This is a genomic window from uncultured Microbacterium sp., assembly GCF_913776565.1.
GTDB lineage: Bacteria > Actinomycetota > Actinomycetes > Actinomycetales > Microbacteriaceae > Microbacterium.
Genome location: NZ_CAJYPF010000210.1, coordinates 1 through 25,398, shown reverse-complemented (window position 1 = coordinate 25,398; position 25,398 = coordinate 1). Strand labels below are relative to the sequence as shown.

The window sequence follows — 25,398 nt, the reverse complement described above, 5'->3', positions numbered from 1 at the left end:
CGGGGATCGAGACGGGGGATGCCGCGTACGAGGCGATGGGGTTCAGCACGAGCACCACCACGACGAACACGATCGACAGGCTCGCGAGCAGGATGTTCAGCGCGATCTCGTTCGGCGTCCGCTGACGAGAGGCGCCCTCGACGAGCGCGATCATGCGGTCGACGAACGTCTCGCCGGGCTTCGACGTGATCTTCACCACGATGCGGTCGCTGAGTACGCGCGTGCCGCCGGTCACCGCGCTGCGGTCTCCGCCCGACTCGCGGACGACGGGGGCCGACTCGCCGGTGATGGCCGACTCGTCGACCGTCGCGATGCCCGACACGATGTCGCCGTCGCCGGGGATGAGCTCGCCGGCCTCGACCAGCACGACGTCGCCGACGCGCAGGTCGCCCGAGGGGACATCCTCGGTCGCGGCGTTCACGGCCGAAGGGTCTGCGGGGGAGTAGTCCACCACGCGACGGGCCGAGGTCGTCGTGCGCGTCTTGCGCAGCGTCGCGGCCTGGGCCTTGCCGCGGCCCTCGGCGACGGACTCGGCGATGTTGGCGAAGAACACCGTGAGCCACAGCCAGACGGCGATGCCCCCGGTGAATCCGAAGGGCAGGGAGCCGTCGGCGCCCCCGAGGAACGGCTCGACGATCGCGATGAGCGTTGTCAGCGCCGCGCCCACCCAGACGAGGAACATCACGGGGTTGCGCCACTGCGCTGCAGGGTTGAGCTTCTTCGCGGCGCCCGGCAGGGCGGCCACGATCTGCGCGGCGCTGAACGCGCGGCGCGGGGCGGGTGCGGCCTCGTCCGCGGAGGCGGGGGTGGGGGCCGGGGCGTGGGTGACGGTGGACATCAGAGCGAGAGCCCTTCAGCGAGGGGTCCGAGGGTGAGGACCGGGAAGTAGGTCAGAGCCGTGACGATCACGGCCACGCCGGCGAGCAGACCGGCGAATTGCGGGCGGTGCGTCGGCAGGGTGCCGACGGTCGCCGGCACGGCATCCTGTGCCGCGAGGGCACCGGCCAGTGCGAGCACGAACACGATCGGCAGGAATCGGCCGAGCAGCATCGCCACCCCGAGCGCGGTGTTGAACCACGGGGTGTTGGCGGTGAGTCCGGCGAAGGCGGAGCCGTTGTTGTTCGACGCCGAGGTGAAGGCGTAGAGCACTTCACTGAGCCCGTGCACGCCCGGGTTGTAGATCGACGTCGCTTCGACGTCGGCCCGGATCGAGGGGATGCCGAAGCTCAGCGCCGTCCCGGCCAGCACGAGGGTCGGCGTGACGAGGATGTACAGGCTGGCCAGCTTGATCTCGCGCGGACCGATCTTCTTGCCGAGGTATTCCGGCGTGCGGCCGATCAGCAGACCGCCGACGAAGACCGCGATGACGGCGAGGATCAGCATGCCGTACAGGCCCGAGCCGACACCGCCGGGGGCGACCTCGCCGAGCATCATGTTGATCATCGGCATCATGCCGCCCAGTGCCGTGTAGCTGTCGTGCATCGAGTTCACCGCCCCGGTCGACGTCAGCGTGCTCGTCGAGCCGAACAGCGTCGAACCGAAGATGCCGAAGCGCACCTCCTTGCCCTCCATCGCGCCGCCCGCGAGCATCGGAGCGGTTCCGGCCCCGGCCATCTCGGCCCAGGTGAGCAGAGCGGTGGATGCCGCGAAGATCGCCGCCATGACACCGAGGATCGTGTAGCCCTGACGGTCGTCGCCGACCATGCGACCGAACGCGCGGGGGAGCGAGAACGGGATCACGAGCATGAGGAAGATCTCGAACAGGTTCGTCCACGGCGCGGGGTTCTCGAACGGGTGCGCGGAGTTGACGTTGAAGAACCCGCCGCCGTTCGTGCCGAGCAGCTTGATGGCCTCTTGGGATGCCACCGGCCCACCCGGGATCGACTGGGCGGCCCCGGCCAGGGTCGCGGCATCCGTGGATCCCGACAGGTTCTGGATCACGCCGCCCGCGAGCAGGACGATCGCCGCGACGACCGAGAACGGCAGCAGCAGACGCAGGGTGCCGCGCACGAGGTCGACCCAGAAGTTGCCGATCACGGCGCTGCGACGGTACGCGAACCCGCGCACCAGGGCGACGGCGATCGCGATGCCGACCGCGGCCGACACGAAGTTCTGCACCGTGAGCGCCGCGAACTGCACCGTGTAGCCGAGGGTGGACTCACCCGCGTACGACTGCCAGTTGGTGTTCGTCACGAACGACACGGCGGTGTTGAACGACAGCGCCTCGCCGGGGGCCTCGAGGCCGAGGGCGAAGGGCAGGACGGCCTGCAGGCGCATGAGCGCGTAGACGAAGACGACGCCGACGAACGAGAACAGCAGCACCGAGCGCAGGTAGGCCTGCCAGGTCTGGGCGCTGCGGGCATCGACGCCGATCAGGCGGTAGAGACCGCGCTCGACGGCGAGATCGCGCTCGCCGGTGTAGATGCGGGCGATGTAGTCGCCGAGGGGGCGGTAGGCCAGGCCCAGGGCGACGATGAGGGTGAGGCTGGTCAGGACGATCGACCAGATGCTTCCGGCGTCCATGTCAGAACTTCTCGGGACGGACGAGCGCGACCACGAGGTACACGACGGCGGCGACGGCCAGGACGGCGGCGAGGATCGAGAAGAAGATCACGGTCGGTCGCCTCCGCGTCCGGCGGGGCGGGCGGACGAGACGCGGGCCTCGGGGCCCAGCTTCTCGACCCCCTTGGCGACGAGCGCGACCAGCGCGAACAGCGCGGCGGTCACGGCGAGGAAGACGACATCGAGCACGACGACTCCAGGTTCGGGTCTGTACCGCGGGCGGGCCGCGGGCGCCGCGGGGCGGCACGTGTGTCGATACAACTCCGCCGGATCGCGACATCCGCGGGCCCTAACGTTTTCCCTACGGGTCGCTCACGGACGCATACGGGGTGCTTACGGTTTGCTCGGTCGGTTCGCCGCGCGACGCGGCGGCGGGCGGGCCGGCGCTCGGCGGGGCCGCCGCTCGGCGGGGTGGGCGCTCGGCGGGGGCCGCCGACACAACGCAGGAGATGAGGCCCCGGGAACCCCCGGCGCGCGGGTGAGCGGGGCCGCGGAGCAGTGATGTCCTGCGTTCTGTTCGCCTGGGGTGGGTCAGTCCGTTCCACCGGGATGATAGGAGCATGGCCGACATCGACGTGCGCGTGGACGCGCACCTCGTGATCCCCGCTGCCGAGCTGTCGTGGCGGTTCTCGCGCTCATCGGGCCCGGGCGGTCAGAGCGTGAACACCGCGGATTCCCGCGTGGAGCTGAGGTGGGATGCCATGGCATCCGCCGTTCTGTCCCCCGTCCAACGCGAGCGGGTGAGGGAACGGCTGGGGCACCGTCTCGTCGACGGCGTGCTGACGATCGCGGCCTCGGAGCACCGTGCTCAGCTGCGCAATCGCGACGCGGCGCGGGCGCGGCTCGCCGCCCTCGTGGCCGAGGCCGTGCGGCCGCCCGCCCCGCCGCGACGCGCGACGAAGCCGACGCGCGGGTCGCAGGAACGCCGCCTGCAGTCCAAGCAGCGCCGCACCGACGTGAAACGCATGCGCCGGCGCCCCACCGACTGAGCGCCCTCCTCGCCCCCTCCGTCGTCGAGTGTCCACGACACGCGGATGCCGAGTGCCGCCCGTCCGCACGTCCTGGACGCTCGACGGCAGGCCCCGGCGCTCGACGGCAGGCCCCGGCACCCGACCCGACGGACGCGGGCACGGACGCCGGACGCCCCCGCCCGAGGGGGCGAGGGCGTCCGGGCCGGCTCAGGATGCCGAGGTCGGCGGCGTCTTCTTGACGCGCTGGGCGGGCACCTCGGCGATCGGACGGCCGCTGCGCGACTGCCCCGGGAGGGGGCGCGAGCGGCGACCGTAGATGAGCTCCGACGAGTCGAGCAGCCACGGCACGAGCGTGATCGAGACGCCGTGCACGAGCATGAGCTGCTGGGCGAGGCGGCGCGAGCGGCGGTTGTGCAGGATCGACTCCCACCAGTGGCCGACGATGAACTGGGGCAGGTAGACGGTGACCACCGCCGAGCCGTTGTTCTCGCGGTACTTCTTGATGAACGCCGACACCGGCGAGCTGTAGGTGCGGTACGGCGAGTCGATGATGACGAGCGGGAGGGGCATGTCGTGCTCGGCCCACTCCTTCTGCAGCTTGGCCGCGTCCTCGTCGGTGATGGCGACGTGGACGGCGAGCGTCTTGTCGTGGTTGGCGGCCAGGGCGTAGTCGATCGCCTTCATGACCGGCTTCTGCAGGCGGTTCACCAGCACGATCGCCACGTCGCCCGACGAGCCGAAGTGCACGTCGTCGTCCATGCGGATCTCGTGCTCGACGTCGCGGTAATACCGGTTCACGCCGATCATCAGCACCGCGAGGATCGGGATGGCGATGAACACGAGCCACGCGCCGTGGGTGAACTTGGTGATGGTGACGATGAGCAGCACCAGCACGGTCATGCCGGCGCCGACCGAGTTGATCCACAGGCCCGAGATGGCGGAGCGGCGCTCGATGGCCGCGGACTGCTGTTTCGCGGCCTCGGCGGGCAGATCGTTCAGGCCGCGGAGGACACGGCGCCAGTGGCGCACCATGCCGATCTGGCCGAGCGAGAACGACACGAACACGCCGATGATGTACAGCTGGATCAGCGTCGTGAGGTTGGCCTGGTAGACGATCAGCACGCCGATGGCGACGATGCCGAGGATGATCATGCCGTTGGAATACACCAGCCGGTCGCCGCGGGTGTTCAGCGCCTTGGGGGCGTACCCGTCGCGCGCGAGCACCGAGCCCAGCAGCGGGAAGCCGTTGAACGCCGTGTTGGCGGCGAGCAGCAGCACGCACGCGGTCGCGGCCTGGATGATGAAGAACGGGATGCTGCCCATGCCGAAGGTGGCGGCGGCCACCTGCGCCATGAGGCTCGGCTGCGGGTTGTTGACGCAGTCGAAGCCGATCAGGTTGCAGGGGTCCTCGGCGTACTGCACGCCCGCGATCAACGCGAGAGCCGTGAGTCCGGCGAACAGCATGATGGCGATGCCGCCCATCATGGTCAGCGTGGTCTGGGCGTTGCGGATCTTCGGCATCCGGAACGCGGGCACGCCGTTCGACACGGCCTCCACACCCGTCAGGGCCGAGCAGCCGCTCGAGAACGCGCGCAGGATCAGCAGGATCAGTGCGGCCTGCGTGAGCGATTCGGCCTGTACGCCGTAGTCGGCGCTCGAGGCGTGCGGGGCATCGCCGAGGACGGCGCGTCCGAGGCCCACGACGATCATGAGCGCGACCGAGCCGATGAAGAGGTACGTCGGGATGGCGAAGACGCTCGACGCCTCGCGCACCCCGCGCAGGTTGACGATGACGATGAGGATCACGAAGCCGACCGCGATCTCGACCCGGAACGGATTGAGCGCCGGCAGCGCCGAGATGATGTTGTCGACCCCGGATGCCACCGACACGGCGACCGTGAGCACGTAGTCCACGAGCAGGGCGGCGGCCACCACGACACCGGGCACCTCGCCGAGGTTCTTGCTGGCGACCTCGTAGTCGCCACCACCCGAGGGGTACGCCTTGATGAGCTGACGGTAGCTCAGCACCACCACGATCAGCAGCACCACGACGGCGACCGCGACCCAGGGGCTGAGCGTCAGCAGGGCCGTTCCGCCGATGAGCAGGATCATCAGCAGCTCCTGCGGGGCGTAGGCCACGGAGGAGAGGGCGTCGGAGGCGAAGATGGGCAGTGCCATCTTCTTGGGGAGGAGCTGCTCGTCGAGTTTCTCGGAGGTGAGGGGCTCGCCGATCAGGATGCGTTTCGCGATCGGCGTCTCTTCGCCGTCAACGCGACTTTCGTCAGTCACGGCGCGCGACATTACGCCCCCTGGACGCTGGGCGCAATCTGACGCGCACGACGTTCATTCCCCGGTCGTGCAAACGTGACCGAGGAGGGCGGGTTCGACGTCGCGCCGAGGATAACCGGCGCGGGGCCGGGATTCTTCCCGCTCGGCCGTTCCCTATGCTCGCGGGGTGGACAACATCGTGGGCTCGGGGGTGCTCGCCGTCGTCGCGGGGGCGGTCGTCGCGGTGCTGGCGTTCGTGCCGTTCGTGGCGCTGAGTTACCGTCGGCGGGGCGGGCTGACGCTGTGGCGCTCGGCGCTGTGGGCGGGGGCCGCCGTCTACTTCTGGGCGATCTGGACGTACACCCTCATTCCCCTGCCCGATTCCGAGGTCTACCGCTGCGCGGGGGTCAACCTGCGCCCGTTCGAGTTCGTCGACGAGATCCGTGCGGCCGTCGCCGTCTCGGGCCGCTACCTGACCGACCCCGTCGTGCTGCAGGTCGCGCTGAACGTGCTGCTGTTCCTGCCCCTCGGGTTCTTCCTGCGGGTGCTCGGGGGGCGCGGCATCCTGATCGCGGGTCTGGCGGGCCTGGCGACCTCGGGCCTCATCGAGACGACCCAGCTGACGGGCGTCTGGGGCCTCTTCCCGTGCGCGTACCGCGTGTTCGACGTCGACGATCTGATCGCGAACACCTCGGGAGCCCTCCTGGGCTCGATCCTGGCGTTCGCGGTGCCCGCGCAGCATCGCGGTCTGACGAAGCGGGCGGATGCCGAGCACCCCCGCCCCGTGACCCGCCGCCGTCGGCTGCTCGGCATCGTGTGCGACGTCGTGGGCGTCGGCCTCGTCGGCTTCGCGGTGTCGATCCTGGTGCAGGCCGCGACCGCGCTCACCCTCGGCGATGCCGCGACCTTCTCGACCGACGAGGTCGCCTCTCTCGCCGGAACCCTCGTCTCGGCGGGGGTCTGGCTGGGTGTCGTGCTGGTGACCGGCCGCTCGGTGGGCGACCTCGCGACCCGGGTGCGCTTCACGAACGGACTGCTGCCGGGGTGGCTCGCCCGACCGCTGCGGTTCGCGACCGGGGCGGGGGCCTACGCGCTGCTCGGCGCCCTGCCGGCGCCGTGGTCGCTGTCGGCGCTCGTGCTGGCGCTGGCGACGGTCGCGCTGCTCGTCGTGTGGCCCGACGGCCGGGGTCTCACCGGCTGGATCGGCCGCCGCCGTCTCGTCGACGACCGCGCCGGCGTGCAGAGCCCGACGGTGGATCGCCTCCGCCGGATGCGATGACAGGCCCCCACCCCGCACGTCTCTCGACGCCGGGGCACCGGCCGCACCGGTGTCGGTGCCGGCGCCTAGGCTGGACGCCGAGGAGTGAGATGTCGTCGAGAGCAGGGCGCGCGCAGCGCGCGGTCCGCGGTGTTGCCGCGGCCGCGGTGGCGACCTTCGTCGCGACCGTCTCGCACGGCGCCGTCGACTCCGCCCTGCCGTCCGCGGTCAACATCGCGGTCGCGCTGTGCCTGGCGACCCCCGTGTGCGTGCTGCTGGCCGGCCGCGCGATGTCGTGGTGGCGACTGTCGAGCGCGGTCGTGCTGAGCCAGGCGTTGTTCCACGGCATCCTGGCCCTCGATCTGACCCGCGGCGGCGGCGACGTCACCGCGGCGCACCACGGCGCGGCAACGATGGCCTGGGATGCCGTCGCCCCCGCGCACACGACGCACTCGACGTGGATGTGGGCGGCGCACGCGGTCGCCGCGGTCGTGACGATCGTGGCGCTGGGTCGCGGAGAGCGGGCTCTGCAGGCGATCGCGCGCTTCGTCGTGGCGGTTCTGGCTGTCCTGCGGCCGTTCCGCGGTCTGGGAGTGCGGACGGATGCCGCGCCCTCGGCCCCCGAGCCGCCGCTGCTGACGAGGGCGATGACGGTGTTGTCGCCGATGAGGCATCGGGGTCCGCCGCGCGCGGCGTGACACCCCGACCCCTCTTCCGCGCGTGAAGCGCCTCCTCGGCGCGCGCTCTGTTCAGAAAGCAGCACCATGTCTCGCAAGACCACTCTTCGTCGTGCCCTCGTCGGCCTCACCGCCGGCGCGGCCCTCGCGATCGCCGCGCCCCTCGCGGCGTCTGCGCACGTCACCGTCAACCCCAACACCGCCACCCCCGGCAGCTACGCCACGGTCAACTTCCGCGTGCCGACCGAGTCCGAGACGGCCTCCACCGTCAAGGTCGAGGTCGATCTGCCCACCGACACCCCGCTGAGTGCGGTGCTGGTCGAGCCCGTTCCCGGCTGGACCGCGACCGTCGAGAAGGGAGCGCTGCCCGCGCCCGTCGAGGTCGAGGGCAACACCATCTCGGATGCCGCGCTGAAGATCGTGTGGCAGGCGGACCCGGGCGTGGGCATCGGTCAGGACCAGTTCCAGATGTTCTCGGCCGTCCTCGGCCCCATCCCCGACACCGGGCACCTGGTGCTCCCGGCCACGCAGACCTACTCCGACGGAGAGGTCGTGGACTGGGCGGCGACGCCCGACGAGGTCGCGGCCGACGACACGCTCGAGCCCGCGCCCGTGCTCTACATCAACGACACCCCGCCCACCGGCGAGCACAGCCACGGCGGACACGGCACGGCGTCGGCGGCACCCGCGATGGACGACATGGCGGCCGCGTCGACCACGTCGGACGACTCCTCGGGCGTCGCACTCGGCCTGAGCATCGCCGCGCTCGTCGTGGCGGCCGCGGGTGCGGTGCTCGGCGCCCTGGCGTTCGCGCGTCGCCCGAAGCGCGGCTGATCGTGCGCTCCCGGAACACGCTGCGTCGGGTTCTGGCCGGGGCGGTGGTGGTCGCTGCGGCGATCACCGCCGCCCTCGGCGGGGCGACGGCGGCATCCGCCCACGACAGTCTCGTCTCGTCGAATCCCGCCGCGGGCGACAGCGTCGCATCCCTGTCGGAGGTCTCGCTCGACTTCAGCGCCAACCTGCTCGGCTACGACGGCGGCAACATCGTCATCGTGCTCGGCCCCGACGGTCGGCACTACGAGAGCGACTGCGTGGCCCTCGCGGGCCCGACGCTCACCCTCCCGGTCGCCCTCGGCGCGCCCGGGGACTACACCGTGGAGTGGCGCGCGGTGTCGTCGGACGGCCACCCCGTCTCGGGCGTCATCCCCTTCACCTACACGGGCGCGAGCACTTCGCCGGGCACGGATGCCTCGGTGTGCGCGAGCGCGGCCGGGGCGACCGCGGCGCCCGAGACGTCGTCCGCGGCATCCGAGAGCGCGGGCATGTCCGGCCTGACCATCGGTCTTCTCGCCGGTGGCGCGGTGATCGTGCTCGTCGGCGTGCTGGTCGTGATCATCGTGCGGTCGCGGCCGAAGGAGTACTGAGCGGCGGCGTGCTGTAGCCCCGCGGCACCCGGGGCTACAGGCTCCCGCCCGGCACCGAGAACGTGTCGCAGGCGTTGACGCCGCCGTCGTAGCCGGTGCCGAACCAACGCGTGCGCTGCGCGCTGGACCCGTGCGTGAAGCTCTCGGGGTTGACGACCCCGCCGGATTCGGCCTGGATGTGGTCGTCGCCGACGGCCGACGCGGCCGACAGGGCGTCGGCGATCTGCTGCTGCGTCGGCGGCTGCAGGTAGGGCGTGCCGTTCTCGTCGACCTGCTCGCTCGCGGACGCGACCCAGGCGCCCGCGTAGCAGTCGGCCTGCAGCTCGGTGCGGACGCCGTTGCTGTCGGGGCCCGTCCCGTTGTTCGGATACTGCTGCATGACGCCGGTGAGGTTCTGCACGTGGTGGCCGTACTCGTGCGCGAGCACGTAGAGCTGGGCGAGGGGGCCCGCGGTCGTGTCGTACTGCGAACGAAGCAGCGAGAAGAACGTCGGGTCGACGTAGACCGTCTCGTCCGGCGGGCAGTAGAAGGGGCCGGTCGCGTTCGACGCGGTCCCGCACGAGCTCGAGGTTGCGCGGTCGACGATGACGAGCTGCGGCTCGCGGTACCCGTCGAGGCGCTGCTGCCAGAACTGATCGATGTCGAGCGAGGCGGCGGCCAGGCGGCACGAGTCGTCGGTGTTGGCATCCCGTCCGGTCTGACAGTTGGCGATCGTCTCGCCGCCGCTCTGCGGACCGGCCGGCGCACCCCCACCGAGCAGGCCGGTCAGGTCGGTGCCGGTGAAGGCCGAGATGAGGAACACCACGATCGCACCGAGGCCCACGGCGCCGCCGCCGACGGCCGCCACCGTCCCGCCGCGGCGCTTCGCGGAGTTGCCGCCGACGCGGGCGTTGTCGTTGAACGTCACGCTCGAACCGTACGCCGTGGCCGTGCCCCCGTCACGGGGCTGGACATCGGCCCGGAGCAGGAGTCCGCGGCATCCGCAACCCCTCATCGTCATCTTCCGGCAGGCGTACCGTCGCCCGCGAGAGGCACCGCGGCCCCGGCGTCCGCCTCTCGACTCGACAGACGGAGAATCGCCATGACAGTCACCCGCCGCACATTCCTCGCCGGATCCGGGGCGCTCGCCCTCCCGCTCCTCCTCGCCGGATGCGGCTTCGTGCAGTCCGCTCCCGCCGAGAAACGGCAGGGCACGCTGACCTTCACCACGTGGGGGACGGATGCCGAGCTGGCCGGCTTCCGCGCCGCGATCGCGGCGTTCGAAGCCGCCAACGAGGGCGCGACCGTCGAGCTCAACGCCGTGCCGTACGAGCAGATGTTCACGAACATCGACGCGCAGCTGCAAGCGGGGAATCCGCCCGACATCTTCCGCGTGCCGTATTACACGTTCGGCGCGTACGCCGGTCGCGGCCAGCTGCTCGACCTGAAGCCCCTGCTGTCGGCCGACCGCCAGGCGCAGTTCACCCCGCAGGCGTGGGCCGCGGTGCAGAACGGCGACGGCACCTTCGGGCTGCCGCACCACACCGACACCTCGGCGATCCTCGTCAACCTCGACCTGTTCCGTCAGGCCGGCATCGACGCGTCCGAGATCCCCACCTCGGCCGATCAGGCCTGGACGTGGGAGCAGCTCGACGCCCTCGGCGCCCGGCTGCGCGCGGGCCTGTCCGCCGATCGCTGGCCCTGGGCCTACAACTGGCAGGGCAACGGCGTCACGCGATGGCTCAGCCTGCTCTTCCAGTCCGATGGGGCCTTCTTGGAGTCCGACCAGAAGACCCCGGCGATCGACTCCGACGCGGCGCGCGAGACGGTGGCGTTCTCGAGCTCGTTCTTCACGAAGAACTACGTGCCCGCCAACAACACGATCGCCTCGTCGAGCTACGCGGCGGAGTCCTGGTTCTCGCAGTCGGTGGCGATGGTGTGGTCGGGGGCTTTCCAGATCCCGGATGCCGACACCACGGCCGACTTCGAGTGGACGGCGACCTACGCCCCGCGCAACGTGCGTGCGGGCAGCGACTTCGGCGGCAACGCGCTCGTGGCGACCGCGAACACGCAGCAGCCCGAGCTCGCGGCATCCTTCCTCGAGTTCGTCACCGACGCCGGACCCATGCGCGACTTCTGCCGGGCGGCGTCGCTGCTCCCGACCCGCGCCGACCTGCTCAACGATCAGCTCACCTTCGACGTGCGCCCCGAGCTGGCTCCCGTCTTCGCCGGCCAAGCGGCTCTCGTGCAGCCGCAGGACGTCGCGCAGGTCGCGAGCCCCTCGATGTCGGGCATCATCCCCGTGCTCAAGCAGCAGCTCGACCTGGCCTTCACCGGAGCGCAGGATGCCGCGACGACGGTGACCAACCTGAGCGCGGGCATCCAGGCGGCCACCGGTGGCTGAGACCCTCGCCGCCCCGCGGGGCGCCCTGCGGGAGCGGGCGACCGCGCCGCGACGGCCGGGCGCTCGACGGGAGGCGCTCGCCGCGTACGGCTTCGTCGCGCCGAACTACCTGCTGTTGCTGGTCTTCGTGCTCGTCCCGCTCGTCGGTGCCTTCGCGGTCAGTCTGCAGCGCACCGACGGCTTCGGCGACGGCACCTTCGCCGGTCTCGACAACTACGCCCGTCTCGCGGGCGACCCGCTGTTCTGGCGGGCGCTCGGCAACACCGTGCTGTTCACCGTGCTGGTCACGCCGCTGTCGATGCTGCTCGGCCTCGTCGCGGCGACGCTGTTGAACACGGCGCTGCCCGCCCGGCCACTGTGGCGGTCGCTGCTGATCCTGCCGATGGCGGTGTCGGGCGTGGCCACGGCCCTCATCGGGGTGCTCGTGTTCGATCAGAACTCCGGCATCCTGAACCGCCTCCTCACCGCGGTCGGGCTCTCGCCCGTCACCTGGCAGTCCGATCCCGTCCCGGCGTTCGCGACGATCGTGCTGGCGACGGTGTGGTGGCGCACGGGATTCAACATGCTGATCTACCTCGCGGGGCTCCAGGGCATCGGTCCCGACCTGTACGAGGCGGCGACGCTCGACGGGGCGAACCGGCTGCAGCGGTTCCGCCACGTCACGGTTCCCCTGCTGGGTCCGACGTCGTTCTTCCTCGTCGTGCTGAACGTGATCTTCTCGTTCCAGGTCTTCGACATCGTCTTCGTGCTCACCGGCGGCGGACCGGGAGGGGCGACGAGCGTGCTGGTCACCTACGCCTACGAGACGGGGTTCGTCACGCGCGATCAGGGCTACGCGGCCGCGATCGGCATGGTGCTGTTCGTCTTCGCCCTCGTGTTCGCCGCCGCGCAGTACCGGGCCAGCCGCACGAAGGACGTGGTCGAGTGAGCGTCGACGAGCGGGTGGCATCCGCTTCTCCGATGGCCCCGACGACCGCCCCGCCCGCCCGTCGTCCCCGACCCCGGCGCGGGGGTGTCGTGGTGCGCACGGTCCTCGTCGCCGTGATCGGCCTGGCCGCCGTGTCGCCCCTGTACTGGATGCTCGCCGTCGCCTTCTCGTCGCGCGCCGAGCTGCTCGGCGGCCGTGAGCTGCGCCTGTGGCCGCGGGAGGTGACGCTCGAGAACTTCGAGCGGGTGTTCTCGTCGTTCCCGGTGGCGACGTGGTTCGGCAACTCAGTCGCGATCGCCGTCGTGGTCACTCTCATCTCGGTGACGACGAGCCTGCTCGCGGGCTACGCGTTCGCGCAGTTGCGGTTCCGCGGGTCGACGGCGCTGTTCTTCGTGGCGCTGGCGACCCTGGTGCTGCCGGTGCAGGTGATCATGGTCTCGTTGTTCCGCATCGTGACGATGACGGGGCTCTACGGCACGTACTGGGCGGTGATCCTGCCGGTGTCGGCCTCGGCGTTCGGGCTGTTCCTCGCGCGGCAGTTCATGCTCGGCATCCCGCGCGAGCTCATCGAGGCGGCCCGCCTCGACGGAGCGGGACACCTGCAGACCTTCACGCGCGTGGTGCTGCCGCTGTCGAAACCCTTGATCGCGGTGCTGGTGTTCATGAGCCTGCTGTCGTCGTGGAACGACTTCGCCTGGCCGCTGATCGCGCTGCGCGAGAACCGGCTCTTCACGCTGCCCATCGGCTTGCTCTACCTGCAGGGGCAGTTCGGCAGCGACTACGGCGCGACGATGGCGTACGCGCTGCTGAACGTCGTGCCGATCGCGATCGTGTTCCTGGTGTTCCAGCGGTACTTCGTGGCGGGCTTCGCGCGCAGCGGCATCAAGTGACGCGTCGGGTGTTCTCGACTCACCGGCGCGCGGCCTGTCGTGGACACCCGACGGGAAAGGCCCGTCAGTCCAGGAACTCGCGCGCCGCGACGACGAGGTTCTCGACGCCGCGGTCGATCGTCGGCTGCATGACCGGCGCGAAGAACGGCGAGTGGTTGGTGGGGATGTCGCGCTCGATGGTGCCGCCGGCCAGGGCATCCGCGAAGGTCTGCGGGTCGACTCCGCCCCAGAACCAGAACACCAGCGGGGCGCCCGACTCGCGGGCGAACCACGACACGTCCTCGCTGCCGGTGAACATGCCGGGGTCGACGACCGATCCCTCTCCGAACGCGCGGCGGAACGCGTCGCTCAGTCGCGCGGTGGCGTCGATGTCGTTGATGGTCGGCGGCAGGGAGTGATCCGTGGTGATCGTGGGTTCTTTCTCGGCTCCGGATGCCACGGCCTCGGCGCGCACGATCCGCTCGACCTTGCCCATCACGCGCTCGCGCGCCGCGTCGTCGGGGTAGCGCAGGCTCAACTCGAGCTTCGCCTCGGCCGGGATGATGTTGTTCTTCAGCCCCGCGTGGATCGAACCGACCGTGACGACGGCGACGTCGCGCGGGTCGACCTCGCGCGATACCACCGTCTGCAGACGCATGACGGTGGCCGCGGCCATGACGACCGGGTCGATCGTCGAGTGCGGGCGCGAGCCGTGACCGCCGCGGCCGTGCAGCACCACGGTGAGACCGTCGGACGCCGCCATCTGCGTTCCCGGGCGCACGCCGATGACGCCCGCGGGGAGGGGCGTGACGTGCTGGCCGAGCACGATGTCGGGCGTCGGGTAGCGATCGAGCACCCCGTCGGCGATCATCGCCTGCGAGCCCGCGCCGTACTCCTCGGCCGGCTGGAACACCGCCACGACGGTGCCCGACCACTCGCCGGTCGTCGCGACGAGCCGCTCGAGCGCGCCGATGAGCGCGGTGACGTGCATGTCGTGTCCGCACGCGTGCATGACGGGCACGGCGTTGCCGGCGGGGTCGGTGCCGCGGGCGGTGCTGGCGTAGGCGAGGCCGGTCTGCTCCTCGACGGGCAGGCCGTCCATGTCGGCGCGCAGCCACACGACCGGGCCGGGGCCGTTGTCGATCCTCGTGACCACGCCGGTGCGTCCGACACCCTCTTCGACCGGGAGGCCGAGATCGGCGAGGTGTCGCGCGATGACGCCCGCCGTCCGCGTCTCTTGGAACGACAGCTCCGGGTGGGTGTGCAGGTCGGTGTAGAGGCTTTCGAGGTCGACGCTCATGCCCCGAGCCTAGTTCGCGCCCCCGACATCGTCGCGGGTTCTTCGCGGCGCGCGGCCGGCTGCCGCGGCGTCGCCGTTGCGGTGCGGCGGCGGGAACCCGGGCGCACAACGCAGGAGATCCGCTGCCGTGCTGCGGATCCACGGCGTCGCCGCGGTCCGCACCGCCGAAAACTCCTGCGTTGTGCTCGGGTGCCGCCGCTGCCTCCCCCCGCTACCCGATGGCGCGGAACCCCGCAACCCGCCCGATCCGGTCAGGTGGGGCCGGGATGCTGTGCCCATGACCACGACACACTTCGACTACCTCATCGTCGGCGGCGGGATGGTCGCCGACACCGCCGCGCGCGGCATCCGCGAGATCGACGCGGACGGGTCCATCGGCATCCTGAGCGACGACGTCGACGAGCCCTACACGCGCCCCGCCCTCAGCAAGAAGCTGTGGACCGACGACGAGTTCACGTGGGACAAGGTGCCCCTCGGCACCGCCGACGACACCGGCGCCGACGTGCGCCTGCGCACGCGCGCCACGGCCATCCGCCCCGAGGCGAGGGAAGTGGATGCCGACGACCAGACCTTCTCGTACGGCAAGCTGCTCCTCGCCACCGGCGGGAAGCCCGTGCCCCTGCCGATCGACGATCACACCGACGGGGCGCGCGCCCTGTCGTTCCGTACTGCCGAGGACTATCGCGCGCTGCGCGCGCTGGCCGAGGACGTGGACCGCATCGCGGTCGTCGGCGGTGGCTACATCGGTTCCGAGCTCGCGGCGGCCCTCGTCCAGAACGGCGTGGACACCGTCCTCATACACACCGGATCGGTGCTGGGCGACGCCGTGTTCCCCGCGGGCCTGGCCGAGCGGTTCGAGAAGCTGTTCCGCGACGCGGGCGTCGAGATCGTCGCGGGGTCGAAGGTCGCCGGCGGGCGAGCGGATGCCGACGGCGTGCAGCTGCAGCTCGAGAACGGCGACGAGGTGCGCGCCGACGCGGTCGTGAGCGGTCTGGGTATCGAGGTCGCAACCGAGCTGGCCGAGCAGGCGGGGCTGCAGGTGGACGACGGCGTCGTCGTCGACGCGCAGCTGCGCGCGTCGGCCGACGACGTGTACGCGGCCGGAGACGTGGCCAACTACCCCGACCGTCTGCTGGGACGCCGACGGGTCGAACACGTCGACAACGCGAACGAGCAGGGCAAGGCCGCGGGGCGCAACCTCGCGGGCGCCGCCGAGGCGTACACGCACACGCCGTACTACTACTCTGCGGTGTTCGGCATCCGCTACGAAGCCGTCGGCACGCTCGACTCCTCGCTCGAGACGGTGGAGGACTGGACGGATGCCGAGCACGGCGTCGTCTACTACCTCGACGACGACCGCGTGGTGGGCGTGCTGCTGTGGAACGTCGAAGACGCCCGCGACGACGCGCGCGCGGTGCTCGCCGAGGCCGACACGCTCACCCGGGACGACCTGGTGGGGCGCATCCGCTGACGCGGGGAACGCGAGCCCTGGGCGTCGCGGCGGGTGACGGGTACCCTGGACCGACGCCGCGACACCCGTGGCTCGCGAGCACTGGAGCACCACATGTCGTCGGCCGAACTGCGACTGTCCCTCCCCGTCGATGCGGCGCGTGAGGCCCTGACCACGGTCTTGGTCGAGCAGGGCTTCGCGGTGCGGCCGAACGGGACGGGATTGCTCGAGGTCGAGCGGGGGAGCCTGGGGACGACCCTCGTCGCCGGGGCGTTCGCGGGGCAGGACATGCACGTGCGCTTCGACGTCCGCCTGTCCGAGGTCGACGAGGGGACGCTCGCGGTGTTCGAGCAGTCCGCGCTCGGCGGGTTCCTCAAGGGGGGCGCGCTGGGGGCGGCCAAGGCCGGCGACGTGGTCACCGAGGCTGCGCGCCTGTCGGGGGCGCGGCTCGCGCAGCAGGGACTGCTGACGGTGGCGGCGTCGGCGCCGTCCGCCGCGCCGATCCCCTCGGCGGCGATGGGCTTCGCGGCGAACGGCTATCCGGGGTACGCCTCGACGGCGGTCGCGGCGCCCCCGGTGTACACCTCGCCCGCCCCCTCGTCCGACCGCACGAACCCCGTCTCGATCGTCGCGATCGTGCTGGGCTTCCTGTTCCCGGTCGGCGGCATCGTGGCGGGCGCGGTCGCGCTCGCGCAGATCAAGCGCACGGGCGAGAAGGGCCGGGGCCTCGCCCTGGGCGGGATCATCGCCGGTGCCGTGCTCACCGTGCTCGGATTCATCGCGACCGTCGCGTTCGTGGTCTTCATCTTGTTCGGCGCCGGATCCAGCGCGTCCGACCCCTTCGGCTTCTCTCAGGACGGAGAGGTGACCATCGCCCCCGACGAGCAGGCGGCGGTCGACCCGTCGGTGCTGTCGGTCGGGGCGTGCCTGGACTCGCTGCCCGGCGGTGTCATCGCCGCGGGCAACGTCGTCGACTGCGCGGCTCCCCACGCGTTCGAGATCTTCGCCGGGTTCGAGATCCCCGACGCGGGGGCGTTCCCCGGCGACGCGGCGATCGAAGAGGCCGCCTTCACCGGCTGCGAGGCGGCTTTCCCCGCCTACGTCGGGGCGACCTACAACGACTCGACGCTCAACTACTACTACGTCGGCCCCACCGAGCAGACGTGGGCGTCGGGCGATCGCGAGGTCTCGTGCCTGCTGTTCGACCCGGCGACCGAGCTCACGACGGGGTCCCTCGCCGGTTCGGGTCGCTGAGGCGACCGTCCCGCGCTCGCCCCGAGGGGAGGGATGCCGGGGCCCGGCTGACCGGAGGGCGACCTCGTGGGGTCTGGTGACGATCCCGCCCGTCAGCCCCGCGGCGGTGCCGTCGAACCGCGGTCGACCAGCTCGAAGGGCAGCGTTCCGCGCCCCCGCGCCGGCTCGGCGCCGTCGAGTTCGTTCAGCACCTCGATGGCCGCGCGTTCGCCCTGGCCGCGCGCGAACTGGTCGACCGTCGTCAGACCGAACCAGCGGCCGAGCTCATGGCCATCGACGCCGATCACCGACACGTCCTCGGGAACGCGGAGCCCGAGCGCGCGTGCCGCGAGGATCGCGCCGATCGCCATCTCGTCCGAGGCGGCGAAGAGTGCGGTCGGGGGTGCCGCGGCGGTCAGCGCGCGGGCGGCCGCGGCCGAGCCGCCCTCGATGGTGAAGTCGGCGGCCTCGACCCAGGCGTCGTCGATGCCCTCGGCGGCGAGGCTCCGCATGAACCCGCGGCGACGCAAAGCCGGCACCGAGGCGCCCCTCTCGGGGGAGCCGGCCCCGTCGTCGCCGATGTGCGCGATCCGGCGGTGGCCGAGCTCGAGCAGGTGCGCGGTCGCGAGGCGGCCGACGGCCAGATCGTCGACGGTGAGCGTGGTCAGCAGCGGGTTGGGACCCGCGATCGCGACGATCGGGACGCCGAGTCCGCGCAGGTGCGCCGATTCGGTGGCATCCAACTCGAGGGCGATCGTGATCACCGCATCGATGCGCTGGCGTCGGAGGTGGTCGTCGAAGACGCGGCGCCGTTCGGCCGGGTCCTCGCTGACGCTGTAGAGCGTGATGTCGTAGCCGCGGCGGACCAGGCCGTCCGAGATCCCGGCCAGCACCGTGCTGAAGAACCAGCGGTCCAGGAACGGCACGACCACGCCGACGGCGCGCGTCCGCCCCGTCGCCAGGCTCGAGGCCGAGGCCGACACCACGTAGCCGAGCGCGTCGGCCGCCGCGCGCACGCGATCTCGCGTCGCGGCGGACACGGGACCCCGGCCGCTCAGAGCACGCGAGACCGTGGCCGTCGACACTCCCGCCCGGCGGGCGACGTCGTCGATACCGGCCACGGTCTCGTCCGAGAGGATGCCGCGGCTCAGGCCGCCGCGATCCAGACCGTCGTGTCGGTGGGCAGGCGGTCGCCGTCGAGCGGGCCGCTGGCCACGAGGACCTCGCCCGCGGGCAGGTCGACGCTCGCGGCGCCGAGGTTGGCGATCACCAGCACCGAGCCGTTGCGCGCCGCCACGACGTCGTCGCCGTATCCGTCCACCCACTCCAGCGCACCGGCGCCGAGGCCGCGCGCGCGACGCTCGGCGAGCAACGCGCGGTACATCGACAGGGTCGAGGCCGGGTCGTCGACCTGCACGTCGTGGGCCAGGCCGGCCCACTCGGTCGGCTGCGGGAGCCACGAGGCGCCGGTGTCGTTGAAGCCGTAGGCGGGTGCGTCCGCGGTCCACGGGAGGGGCACGCGGCATCCGTCCCGGCCGTAGCGCTCACCGTTCGTGCGGAACCACGTCGGGTCCTGACGGGCGTCGTCGGGCAGGTCGATCACCTCGGGCAGGCCGAGCTCCTCGCCCTGGTAGAGGTACGACGAGCCGGGGAGTGCGAGCATCAGCGCGGTGGCGGCGCGGGCGCGGCGCAGACCCTTCACGGGGTCGGGCTGACCGGGCGACTTCGGTCCGATGCCGGCGCCCTGGGGGTTCTCCGCCGTCAGCGCCAGGCGCGAGGCGTGACGCACGACGTCGTGGTTCGACAGCACCCAGGTGCTCGGGGCGCCGACGGCGCCGTACTCGGCGAGGGATTCCTCGATCACGGCGCGCAGGGCCGCGGCATCCCACTTCGTCTCGAGGTAGTGGAAGTTGAAGGCCTGGTGCATCTCGTCGGGGCGCACCCACAGGGCCGTCTCGGCCACCGTCGGCAGCCACGCCTCGGCGCAGAGCGCGCGGTCGCCGTCGTACTCGGCGAGCACCTCGTGCCACTCGCGCCACACCTCGTGCACGCCCGGCTGGCCCCAGTACGGCACGGCGTCGGCGTCGCCGCCCATCGAGCCGCCCTCGGGGTCGGGGGTGTAGTCAGGCAGGCCCTCGGCCTTGATGAGACCGTGGGCGACGTCGACGCGGAAGCCGTCGACCCCGCGGTCGAGCCAGAAGCGCAGCACGTCGCGGAACTCGGCGCGCACCTCTTCATTGGTCCAGTCGAAGTCGGGCTGGGTCTCGTCGAAGATGTGCAGGTACCACTGGCCGGGCGTGCCGTCGGCCTCGGTCACGCGCTTCCACATGCCGCCGCCGAAGACGCTCTCCCAGTTGTTGGGGGGCAGCTCGCCGTTCTCGCCCTTGCCCTCGCGGAAGATGTGCCGCGCGCGCTCGGGGCTGCCCGGGGCGGCCTTCAGCGCCTGCTGGAACCACACGTGCTGATCGCTGGAGTGATTGGGGACGAGGTCGACGATGACCCGGATGCCGCGCTCGTGCGCGCCCGCGAGCATCGCGTCGAAGTCGGCCAGCGTGCCGAAGATCGGGTCGACGTCGCGGTAGTCGGCGACGTCGTAGCCGGCGTCCTTCTGCGGCGACGTCTGGAAGGGGCTGAGCCAGATGGCGTCCACCCCGAGTTCGCGTAGGTCGTCGAGGTGCGCCGTGACGCCGGGGAGGTCGCCCAGACCGTCGCCCGAGGCGTCGGCGAAGGAGCGGGGGTAGATCTGGTAGATGACGGCGGTGCGCCACCATTCCGAGCCCGGCGCCGAGGCCAGTTCGGCGCGCGCGTCTTCCTGCGTGAAGGTCATGTGTCCAGGGTACTGCAAGCGCTTGCAGAAGCGTCAAGCGGCTGGCGCCCTGCTCCGGGAGCCGCCGAGTGTCGTGGACACTCGAGCGGGGGAGGGGGGCGTGGGCAGGGGCGGGGGAGGGCGTGAGGGGGGGCGTGGGGCGGCGGGGTGCCGCGATTAGGCTGGAACCGTGCCCGACGCCACCGCCCTCGCCCGCGCTGAATCGCTCATCACGAGCATCCCCGACTACCCCCAGCCCGGGATCGTGTTCCGCGACATCACCCCTCTTCTGACGGATGCTGCGGCCCTGCGCACCGTCGTCGACGCCCTCATCGAGCCCTTCGCGGGCCGTTTCGACGCCGTCGCGGGTGTCGAGGCGCGCGGGTTCCTGCTCGCCGGTGCCGCGGCGATCGCCGCGAACGTCGGACTCATGCCGATCCGCAAGGCCGGCAAGCTGCCCCGCCCCGCCGCCACGATGTCGTACGACCTCGAGTACGGCTCGGCGAAGATCGAGATGCACGACGACAACGCCGCCGGCGCGCGCGTGCTGCTGCTCGACGACGTGCTCGCCACCGGCGGCACCCTCGCGGCGGGGCGCGATCTGCTCCAGGCCGTGGGCAGCGAGGTCGTCGGCATCGCGACGCTGCTCGAGATCGACGGACTGGGAGGCCGCGAGGTCCTCGGCGACGTGCACGCGGTCTTCCGCGTCTGATCCCCGCGCCGCGCGCCGGCCCGGTCGAGCGAAGGCCGCGTGCCGAACTCCGGAGTTTTCGGGCGTTCCGGAGCCGGATGCCGCGGAAATCCCGCGCTCGCCGGGAGCCCGGCATCCACTTCTCCGGAGTTTCGCCCGCCGGCGCGCCGGCCCCGCGAGGCGCCCCGCCCCGCGCGCCGGCCCGGCCCCGCGCGGCGCCCCGCCCCGCCGGCCCGGCCCCGCTCGGCGCCCCGCCCGTCGCCTCAGCCCAGAACGCTCGCGCCCAACTCCACCGGACTGCCCTCGATGTTCCCGACGATGCCGCGGATGACCCCGGTCCCGTCCTCCCGCCGCAGCCCGTCGTACCAGGCCTGGGTGGCGGCGACGTCGAAGGCGTGCGTCTCGAACGCCCGCTTGCGCGCGCGCAGCACGAGATCCCCGGCCCGTTCGGTGCGGATGCGCTCGTAGCGCTTCAGCGAGTCCTCGACGCCCAGGGTCGCCGTGGCGAACACGATGCCGAGCGCGAAACTGTCCTCCAGCGCCGAGCAGGCGCCCTGGCCGATGTCGGGGGCGGTGTTGTGCGCGGCATCCCCGAGGATGGCGACGCGACCGCGTACCCACGTGTCGAATGGGTCGATGTCCCAGATCTCGACGCGGTTGAGCGACTCGTCGGGGTCGATGCCGTCGAGCAGCGCGCGAACGCCCGGGGCGCCCCACGAGCCGAACGCGTGCTCGAGCGCGGCCATGCGGTCCTCGACCACACCGGAGGGGCCGGGCACGTCGACGAAGAAGTAGAACCGGTTGCCCGCCACGGGCATCACCGCGCAGCGTTTTCCGTCGCCGACGTAGGTCGTCCACTGCGTGAGCGGTCCGATCCGCTCGTCGGCGGCGACCAGGCCGTTGTAGTTCACGTATCCGGAATAGGAGCGTTCGGGACGGATGCCGGTGGGCTCGGTGACGTAGTCCCGCACGATCGATCGCGCCCCGTCGGCGCCGATCAGCAGGTCGGCCGTGTCGGTGGTGCCGTCGGCGAAGGTGGCGGTTACGACGCCCTCGTGCTCGGCGACAGCGACCAGCTGCATGCCCAGTCGGATATGGGCGGGGCCGACGGCATCCATCATCACCGCCTGCAGGTCGGCGCGAGCGACGGGGTAGGGCCGCTGGCCCGTCTGCGCGGTGACGGGAGCCAGGCTGAAGCGGCACAGCTCGTCGCCGGTGTGCCCGTCGTAGTAGGCCATGTCGTCCATGCGGCCGCCCAGGGCGGCGACCTGCGGACCGAGGCCGAGCCAGTTGAGCACCTTGACCCCGTTCGACCACAGCGACAGGGCCGCGCCGACGGGGCGGTTCTCGCGCATGCGGTCGTAGACGACGACGTCGTGACCGAGCTTCTGCAGGGCCAGGGCGGCGGAGGTGCCTCCGACGCCCGCGCCGATGATGATGACCTTCATCTCGCTCCTCAGCTGCCGCGGTAGGTGGAATAGGCGAAGGGGCTCAGCAGCAGCGGCACGTGCAGATGCGCCTCGCCCGTGACGGTGAACGCCACGGTCACGACGGGGTGGAACGACGCGACCCCGCGGCCGCGGAAGTAGGCACCGGTGCCGAAGGCGAGGGCGTAATCCCCCGCGTCGAGCACGTCGGGGCCGAGGGCCAGGCGGCCGTCCGCGTCGGTGGTGGCCGCGTCGATCGTGGCGCCGTCGAGGTGGCTCAGCGTCACGGTGACGCCGGCCGCGGGGCTGCCGGTGGTGGCATCCAGGATGTGGGTGGTGACGTGCGTCATTCGGGGTACTCCGGGGCGTGGGGGGTTCGGCGGGTCATTCCGCCGCCTCCGGTTCGGCGGGGGCGGCGTCGGCGAAGGTCCCGCGCAGGCGCAGCAGCGCGATCTCGGCGAGCTGGCGGGTGGCCTCGATGGTCTCGGCATCCGGGTCGTTCGTCAGGCGACGCTCGAGTTCGGCGCGCATCTCGCCGGGGGTGCGCCCCGCGGCGCGGATGAGAAACACCCGCCCGAATCGCTGCTCGTAGGCGGCGTTTCCCGCGGCGATCGCGGCGATGTCGTCGTCGTCGGCGGATGCCATGGCCCCCTGTTCGCGCCGGGATGCCCGTGCCTCGGCTCCGTCGCCCGACACTCTCGCTCCGATGCGGGGGTGCGCGTGCAGCGCGGCCTCGAGGTCGTCGGGCGACCAGGCCGAGGCGAGGTCGCCGCCGCAGGAGGCGAGGGCGTCGACGCTCGCGTAGGGGCGACCCGCGACGATGGCGTCGACCCACCCCGGGATGTCGGCCCAGACGCGGACGACGCCCGCGGCATCCGCGTCGTCGAGGGCATGGAAGTCCTGCAGGTGCATGCCGAGCAGGCTAGGCGCGCCGCGTTACGGGCCTGTGGCGGGATGTGTCGGTGATGTTGCTGTGGCGAACATTCCGGGAGCGGCTGTCCGCTCGCCCCTGCGACACAACGCAGGAGATCCGCCCCGTTCGTGGCGGTGGCGACGTGATCGCGGGGGCCGACGCGGGCGGATCCGCGGATCTCCTGCGTTGTGTCCGCCGATCGCGCGGGACCGCCGCGCCTCAGGCGTGCACGATCAGCCAGTGCGCGACCGCGTCGACGGCGCCGGTGTTGTGCAAGCGGTGGGGGACGGAGCAGGGGTAGCTGATGGCATCCCCCGCCCGCAGGATCACCCGTTCCGCCTCGAAGTCGATGGTCAGTTCACCCGCGACCAGGGTGCCGACCTCGTAGCCCTCGTGGTGGAACAGTTCGTCGGCGCCGTGCGCCGAGGCTCCGGGCGGATAGACCGACTCGAAATAGTCGACGCCGGGCGAGGTTCCGGGCGTGAGGCGGCGGAAGGACACTCCGCTGTCCAGCACGATGTCGGGCGACTGTCCGGCGCGCTGCAGGGTGAATCCCGACGGTCCCGCGGGTTCGACGGGGCGATCGGACGCCGGATCGAAGGCCGCGACGAGCGGCACGCCGAGGGCGTCGGTGATGGCGATCAGGCGCGAGACGCTGGGCTGCATCACCCCGCGCTCGATCTGCGACACCGCGCTGGGCGAGATGCCGAGGGTCGCAGCGAGCGCCCGCGCCGAGATGCCACGGGCTTGGCGGAGGTCGCGGATGCGGGCCCCGACGGATGCCGAGGGCTCGGCCGCCGCGGCCGCGTCGCGATCGACGGCGTCGGCGAGGGGCGGCTGCGTCATGCCCCCGAGTCTAGGGAGCCGCCCAGCGTGAAGGAGCGACTTCACATGCTCGTTACACGAGCGAAACCGCCCGCGTTGTGTGAACCCATAACTTCACATCAGAGCTCCACTCCGGCCGCGGACTCCACGTCGTGGCATCCATCGTCCTGAGAGGAATGACATGACTTCCACACCCCTCACCGGCCCCCACGATCTCGTGGAGGCCGCCGGCCACCCCCACGGGGGCGGCAACATGAAGCCCCACTACGACGAGCGTCTCGCCAACGAGGACCTCGCTCCGCTGCGGAAGCAGAAGTGGTCGAGCTACAACATCTTCGCGTTCTGGATGAGCGACGTGCACTCGGTCGGCGGCTACGTCACCGCGGGATCGCTCTTCGCACTCGGCCTGCAGTCGTGGCAGGTGCTGGTCGCTCTCATCGCGGGCATCGTCATCGTGCAGGTGTTCGCCAACCTCGTCGCCAAGCCCAGCCAGAAGACGGGCGTGCCCTACCCCGTCATCAACCGCGTGGTGTTCGGCATCCGGGGCGCGAACATCCCCGCGATCATCCGCGGCCTCATCGCGATCGCCTGGTACGGGGTGCAGACCTTCCTCGCGGCGGAGTCGCTGAACATCGTGTTCCTGAAGTTCATCCCGGGTTCGGCGGCGCTGCTCGACGTGTCGTTCGCGGGTTTGTCGGCCCTCGGCTGGATCTCGTACGCGATCCTGTGGACCGCGCAGTTCCTGCTGTTCTGGAACGGCATGGAGGTCATCCGCCGCTTCATCGATTGGGCGGGCCCGGCGGTCTACCTGGTGATGATCGTGCTCGCGGTGTACCTCGTCTCGCAGGCCGGCATCGAGAACATCTCGTTCACCCTGTCGACCACGCAGCTGGACTTCTGGGCCTCGATCCCGGTGATGTTCGCCGCGATCGCGCTGGTGGTGTCGTACTTCTCGGGCCCGATGCTGAACTTCGGCGACTTCGCCCGCTACAGCAAGAGCTTCGCCGCGGTGAAGAAGGGCAACTTCTGGGGCCTGCCGATCAACTTCCTCTTCTTCTCGCTGCTCACCGTCATCACCGCCTCGGCCACGGTGCCGGTGTTCGGCGAGCTGCTGACCGACCCCATCAAGACGGTCGAGCGCATCGACACCCCGTTCGCGATCCTGCTCGGCGGGCTCACCTTCGTCACCGCCACGGTCGGCATCAACATCGTCGCGAACTTCATCTCGCCCGCGTTCGACTTCTCCAACGTCGCCCCGAAGAAGATCTCGTGGCGCGCGGGCGGCATGATCGCCGCGGTCGGTTCGACCTTCCTCATGCCGTGGAACTGGTACTCCAACAGCGACGCGATCCACTACTCGCTCGGCGTGCTCGGTGCGCTGATCGGCCCGCTCTTCGGCATCCTGATCGCCGG

At 71.4% G+C, this 25,398-nt stretch carries 24 protein-coding genes and 1 pseudogene; 12 read left to right on the top strand and 13 right to left on the bottom strand.

All coding sequences use genetic code 11. From position 1 onward, the window contains the following. The 4 genes and pseudogenes from QZ433_RS11990 to QZ433_RS11975 form a co-directional block, all read right to left on the bottom strand. A pseudogene (locus QZ433_RS11990) lies at window positions 1–838 on the bottom strand (potassium-transporting ATPase subunit B); the annotation flags it as partial. After that, on the bottom strand, window positions 838–2,523 hold the full coding sequence (gene kdpA / locus QZ433_RS11985; protein WP_295783731.1) for a potassium-transporting ATPase subunit KdpA: 1,686 nt from the start codon (window positions 2,521–2,523) through the stop codon (window positions 838–840). The pseudogene QZ433_RS11990 and the gene kdpA, both read right to left, overlap by 1 nt. Window position 2,524: 1 nt before the next feature. Beyond that, window positions 2,525–2,614, bottom strand: coding sequence for a K(+)-transporting ATPase subunit F (gene kdpF, locus QZ433_RS11980; RefSeq protein ID WP_074696280.1), 90 nt, complete (start codon window positions 2,612–2,614; stop codon window positions 2,525–2,527). Beyond that, a complete protein-coding gene (locus QZ433_RS11975; protein ID WP_295783723.1) occupies window positions 2,611–2,751 on the bottom strand; it encodes a hypothetical protein in 141 nt (46 codons plus the stop codon). The genes kdpF and QZ433_RS11975 overlap by 4 nt, the downstream gene beginning before the upstream one ends. A gap of 371 nt (window positions 2,752–3,122) precedes the next feature. Between QZ433_RS11975 and arfB the strand changes: the two genes are divergently transcribed. After that, window positions 3,123–3,551: an alternative ribosome rescue aminoacyl-tRNA hydrolase ArfB gene (arfB, locus tag QZ433_RS11970; protein ID WP_366761931.1), complete on the top strand. Its 429-nt coding sequence runs from the start codon at window positions 3,123–3,125 to the stop codon at window positions 3,549–3,551. Window positions 3,552–3,740: 189 nt separating this feature from the next. Here arfB and QZ433_RS11965 read toward each other — a convergent pair whose 3' ends face one another. Then, window positions 3,741–5,834: an APC family permease gene (locus QZ433_RS11965; protein ID WP_295783720.1), complete on the bottom strand. Its 2,094-nt coding sequence runs from the start codon at window positions 5,832–5,834 to the stop codon at window positions 3,741–3,743. A 154-nt stretch (window positions 5,835–5,988) separates the two neighbouring features. On the opposite strand from QZ433_RS11965, the gene QZ433_RS11960 reads away from it, so the two are divergent. From QZ433_RS11960 to QZ433_RS11945, 4 genes are all read left to right on the top strand, one after another. Continuing rightward, complete coding sequence (locus QZ433_RS11960) at window positions 5,989–7,080, top strand: VanZ family protein (RefSeq protein ID WP_295783718.1); 1,092 nt, start codon at window positions 5,989–5,991, stop codon at window positions 7,078–7,080. 89 nt (window positions 7,081–7,169) lie between these two features. Next, window positions 7,170–7,757: a hypothetical protein gene (locus QZ433_RS11955; protein WP_295783716.1), complete on the top strand. Its 588-nt coding sequence runs from the start codon at window positions 7,170–7,172 to the stop codon at window positions 7,755–7,757. Between the two features lie 66 nt (window positions 7,758–7,823). Next, a complete protein-coding gene (locus QZ433_RS11950; protein ID WP_295783714.1) occupies window positions 7,824–8,570 on the top strand; it encodes a YcnI family protein in 747 nt (248 codons plus the stop codon). Window positions 8,571–8,572: 2 nt separating this feature from the next. Continuing rightward, window positions 8,573–9,160 carry a copper resistance CopC family protein gene (locus QZ433_RS11945; RefSeq protein WP_295783712.1) on the top strand — a complete coding sequence of 196 codons (588 nt, stop codon included), beginning with the start codon at window positions 8,573–8,575 and terminating at the stop codon, window positions 9,158–9,160. A gap of 34 nt (window positions 9,161–9,194) precedes the next feature. Here the strand turns inward: QZ433_RS11945 and QZ433_RS11940 are convergent, their stop codons facing one another. Further along, window positions 9,195–10,067 (bottom strand): neutral zinc metallopeptidase, encoded by an 873-nt coding sequence (locus QZ433_RS11940; RefSeq protein ID WP_295783711.1) that lies wholly within the window; start codon window positions 10,065–10,067, stop codon window positions 9,195–9,197. Window positions 10,068–10,241: 174 nt separating this feature from the next. Here QZ433_RS11940 and QZ433_RS11935 point away from each other — a divergent pair, with 174 nt between their 5' ends. From QZ433_RS11935 to QZ433_RS11925, 3 genes are read left to right on the top strand one after another with little or no spacing between them, the layout of a single operon-like run. Next, complete coding sequence (locus tag QZ433_RS11935) at window positions 10,242–11,543, top strand: extracellular solute-binding protein (protein ID WP_295783709.1); 1,302 nt, start codon at window positions 10,242–10,244, stop codon at window positions 11,541–11,543. Then, the gene (locus QZ433_RS11930) at window positions 11,536–12,471 is read left to right on the top strand and encodes a sugar ABC transporter permease (RefSeq protein ID WP_295783707.1); all 936 of its coding nucleotides are present in this window, start codon (window positions 11,536–11,538) and stop codon (window positions 12,469–12,471) included. The genes QZ433_RS11935 and QZ433_RS11930 overlap by 8 nt, the downstream gene beginning before the upstream one ends. Then, entirely contained in the window at window positions 12,468–13,361 is an 894-nt protein-coding gene (locus QZ433_RS11925) for a carbohydrate ABC transporter permease (protein ID WP_295783703.1), read from the top strand. Before QZ433_RS11930 ends, QZ433_RS11925 begins: the two co-directional genes overlap by 4 nt. 64 nt (window positions 13,362–13,425) lie before the next feature. Here QZ433_RS11925 and QZ433_RS11920 read toward each other — a convergent pair whose 3' ends face one another. Continuing rightward, window positions 13,426–14,640, bottom strand: a complete 1,215-nt coding sequence (locus tag QZ433_RS11920; protein WP_295783701.1) for an amidohydrolase — start codon at window positions 14,638–14,640, stop codon at window positions 13,426–13,428. Between the two features lie 277 nt (window positions 14,641–14,917). Here QZ433_RS11920 and QZ433_RS11915 point away from each other — a divergent pair, with 277 nt between their 5' ends. Further along, the gene (locus tag QZ433_RS11915) at window positions 14,918–16,111 is read left to right on the top strand and encodes an FAD/NAD(P)-binding oxidoreductase (protein ID WP_295783699.1); all 1,194 of its coding nucleotides are present in this window, start codon (window positions 14,918–14,920) and stop codon (window positions 16,109–16,111) included. Between the two features lie 33 nt (window positions 16,112–16,144). Then, the gene (locus QZ433_RS11910; RefSeq protein WP_295783697.1) at window positions 16,145–17,344 is read left to right on the top strand and encodes a DUF4190 domain-containing protein; all 1,200 of its coding nucleotides are present in this window, start codon (window positions 16,145–16,147) and stop codon (window positions 17,342–17,344) included. Between the two features lie 92 nt (window positions 17,345–17,436). On the opposite strand, the gene QZ433_RS11905 is transcribed toward QZ433_RS11910, so the two are convergent. Both QZ433_RS11905 and QZ433_RS11900 read right to left on the bottom strand, forming a co-directional pair. After that, window positions 17,437–18,444, bottom strand: a complete 1,008-nt coding sequence (locus tag QZ433_RS11905) for a LacI family DNA-binding transcriptional regulator (RefSeq protein ID WP_295783696.1) — start codon at window positions 18,442–18,444, stop codon at window positions 17,437–17,439. A gap of 26 nt (window positions 18,445–18,470) precedes the next feature. After that, window positions 18,471–20,150 carry a glycoside hydrolase family 13 protein gene (locus tag QZ433_RS11900; protein ID WP_295783694.1) on the bottom strand — a complete coding sequence of 560 codons (1,680 nt, stop codon included), beginning with the start codon at window positions 20,148–20,150 and terminating at the stop codon, window positions 18,471–18,473. A gap of 169 nt (window positions 20,151–20,319) precedes the next feature. Here QZ433_RS11900 and QZ433_RS11895 point away from each other — a divergent pair, with 169 nt between their 5' ends. Further along, window positions 20,320–20,841 carry an adenine phosphoribosyltransferase gene (locus tag QZ433_RS11895; protein WP_295783693.1) on the top strand — a complete coding sequence of 174 codons (522 nt, stop codon included), beginning with the start codon at window positions 20,320–20,322 and terminating at the stop codon, window positions 20,839–20,841. Between the two features lie 242 nt (window positions 20,842–21,083). Here the strand turns inward: QZ433_RS11895 and hpxO are convergent, their stop codons facing one another. The 4 genes from hpxO to QZ433_RS11875 all read right to left on the bottom strand — a co-directional run bounded on the left by hpxO (window position 21,084) and on the right by QZ433_RS11875 (window position 24,006). After that, window positions 21,084–22,268 (bottom strand): FAD-dependent urate hydroxylase HpxO, encoded by a 1,185-nt coding sequence (hpxO, locus tag QZ433_RS11890; protein ID WP_295783692.1) that lies wholly within the window; start codon window positions 22,266–22,268, stop codon window positions 21,084–21,086. Window positions 22,269–22,276: 8 nt separating this feature from the next. Next, window positions 22,277–22,597, bottom strand: a complete 321-nt coding sequence (gene uraH, locus QZ433_RS11885) for a hydroxyisourate hydrolase (protein WP_295783691.1) — start codon at window positions 22,595–22,597, stop codon at window positions 22,277–22,279. Between the two features lie 34 nt (window positions 22,598–22,631). Next, window positions 22,632–23,159, bottom strand: coding sequence for a 2-oxo-4-hydroxy-4-carboxy-5-ureidoimidazoline decarboxylase (uraD, locus tag QZ433_RS11880; protein WP_295783690.1), 528 nt, complete (start codon window positions 23,157–23,159; stop codon window positions 22,632–22,634). Between the two features lie 220 nt (window positions 23,160–23,379). Next, a complete protein-coding gene (locus tag QZ433_RS11875) occupies window positions 23,380–24,006 on the bottom strand; it encodes an XRE family transcriptional regulator (RefSeq protein WP_295783689.1) in 627 nt (208 codons plus the stop codon). A 160-nt stretch (window positions 24,007–24,166) separates the two neighbouring features. On the opposite strand from QZ433_RS11875, the gene QZ433_RS11870 reads away from it, so the two are divergent. Next, the coding region (locus tag QZ433_RS11870; RefSeq protein WP_295783688.1) for an NCS1 family nucleobase:cation symporter-1 at window positions 24,167–25,398 on the top strand (1,232 nt) is incomplete at its 3' end.

Bases quoted from the DNA above. Each gene is read 5' to 3' on its own strand.
- kdpA (WP_295783731.1), bottom strand. From the start codon at position 2,523: ATGGACGCCGGAAGCATCTGGTCGATCGTCCTGACCAGCCTCACCCTC.
- arfB (WP_366761931.1), top strand. From the start codon at position 3,123: ATGGCCGACATCGACGTGCGCGTGGACGCGCACCTCGTGATCCCCGCT.
- QZ433_RS11965 (WP_295783720.1), bottom strand. From the start codon at position 5,834: ATGTCGCGCGCCGTGACTGACGAAAGTCGCGTTGACGGCGAAGAGACG.
- QZ433_RS11955 (WP_295783716.1), top strand. From the start codon at position 7,170: ATGTCGTCGAGAGCAGGGCGCGCGCAGCGCGCGGTCCGCGGTGTTGCC.
- QZ433_RS11950 (WP_295783714.1), top strand. From the start codon at position 7,824: ATGTCTCGCAAGACCACTCTTCGTCGTGCCCTCGTCGGCCTCACCGCC.
- QZ433_RS11935 (WP_295783709.1), top strand. From the start codon at position 10,242: ATGACAGTCACCCGCCGCACATTCCTCGCCGGATCCGGGGCGCTCGCC.
- QZ433_RS11920 (WP_295783701.1), bottom strand. From the start codon at position 14,640: ATGAGCGTCGACCTCGAAAGCCTCTACACCGACCTGCACACCCACCCG.
- QZ433_RS11915 (WP_295783699.1), top strand. From the start codon at position 14,918: ATGACCACGACACACTTCGACTACCTCATCGTCGGCGGCGGGATGGTC.
- QZ433_RS11900 (WP_295783694.1), bottom strand. From the start codon at position 20,150: ATGACCTTCACGCAGGAAGACGCGCGCGCCGAACTGGCCTCGGCGCCG.
- hpxO (WP_295783692.1), bottom strand. From the start codon at position 22,268: ATGAAGGTCATCATCATCGGCGCGGGCGTCGGAGGCACCTCCGCCGCC.
- uraH (WP_295783691.1), bottom strand. From the start codon at position 22,597: ATGACGCACGTCACCACCCACATCCTGGATGCCACCACCGGCAGCCCC.
- uraD (WP_295783690.1), bottom strand. From the start codon at position 23,159: ATGCACCTGCAGGACTTCCATGCCCTCGACGACGCGGATGCCGCGGGC.
- QZ433_RS11875 (WP_295783689.1), bottom strand. From the start codon at position 24,006: ATGACGCAGCCGCCCCTCGCCGACGCCGTCGATCGCGACGCGGCCGCG.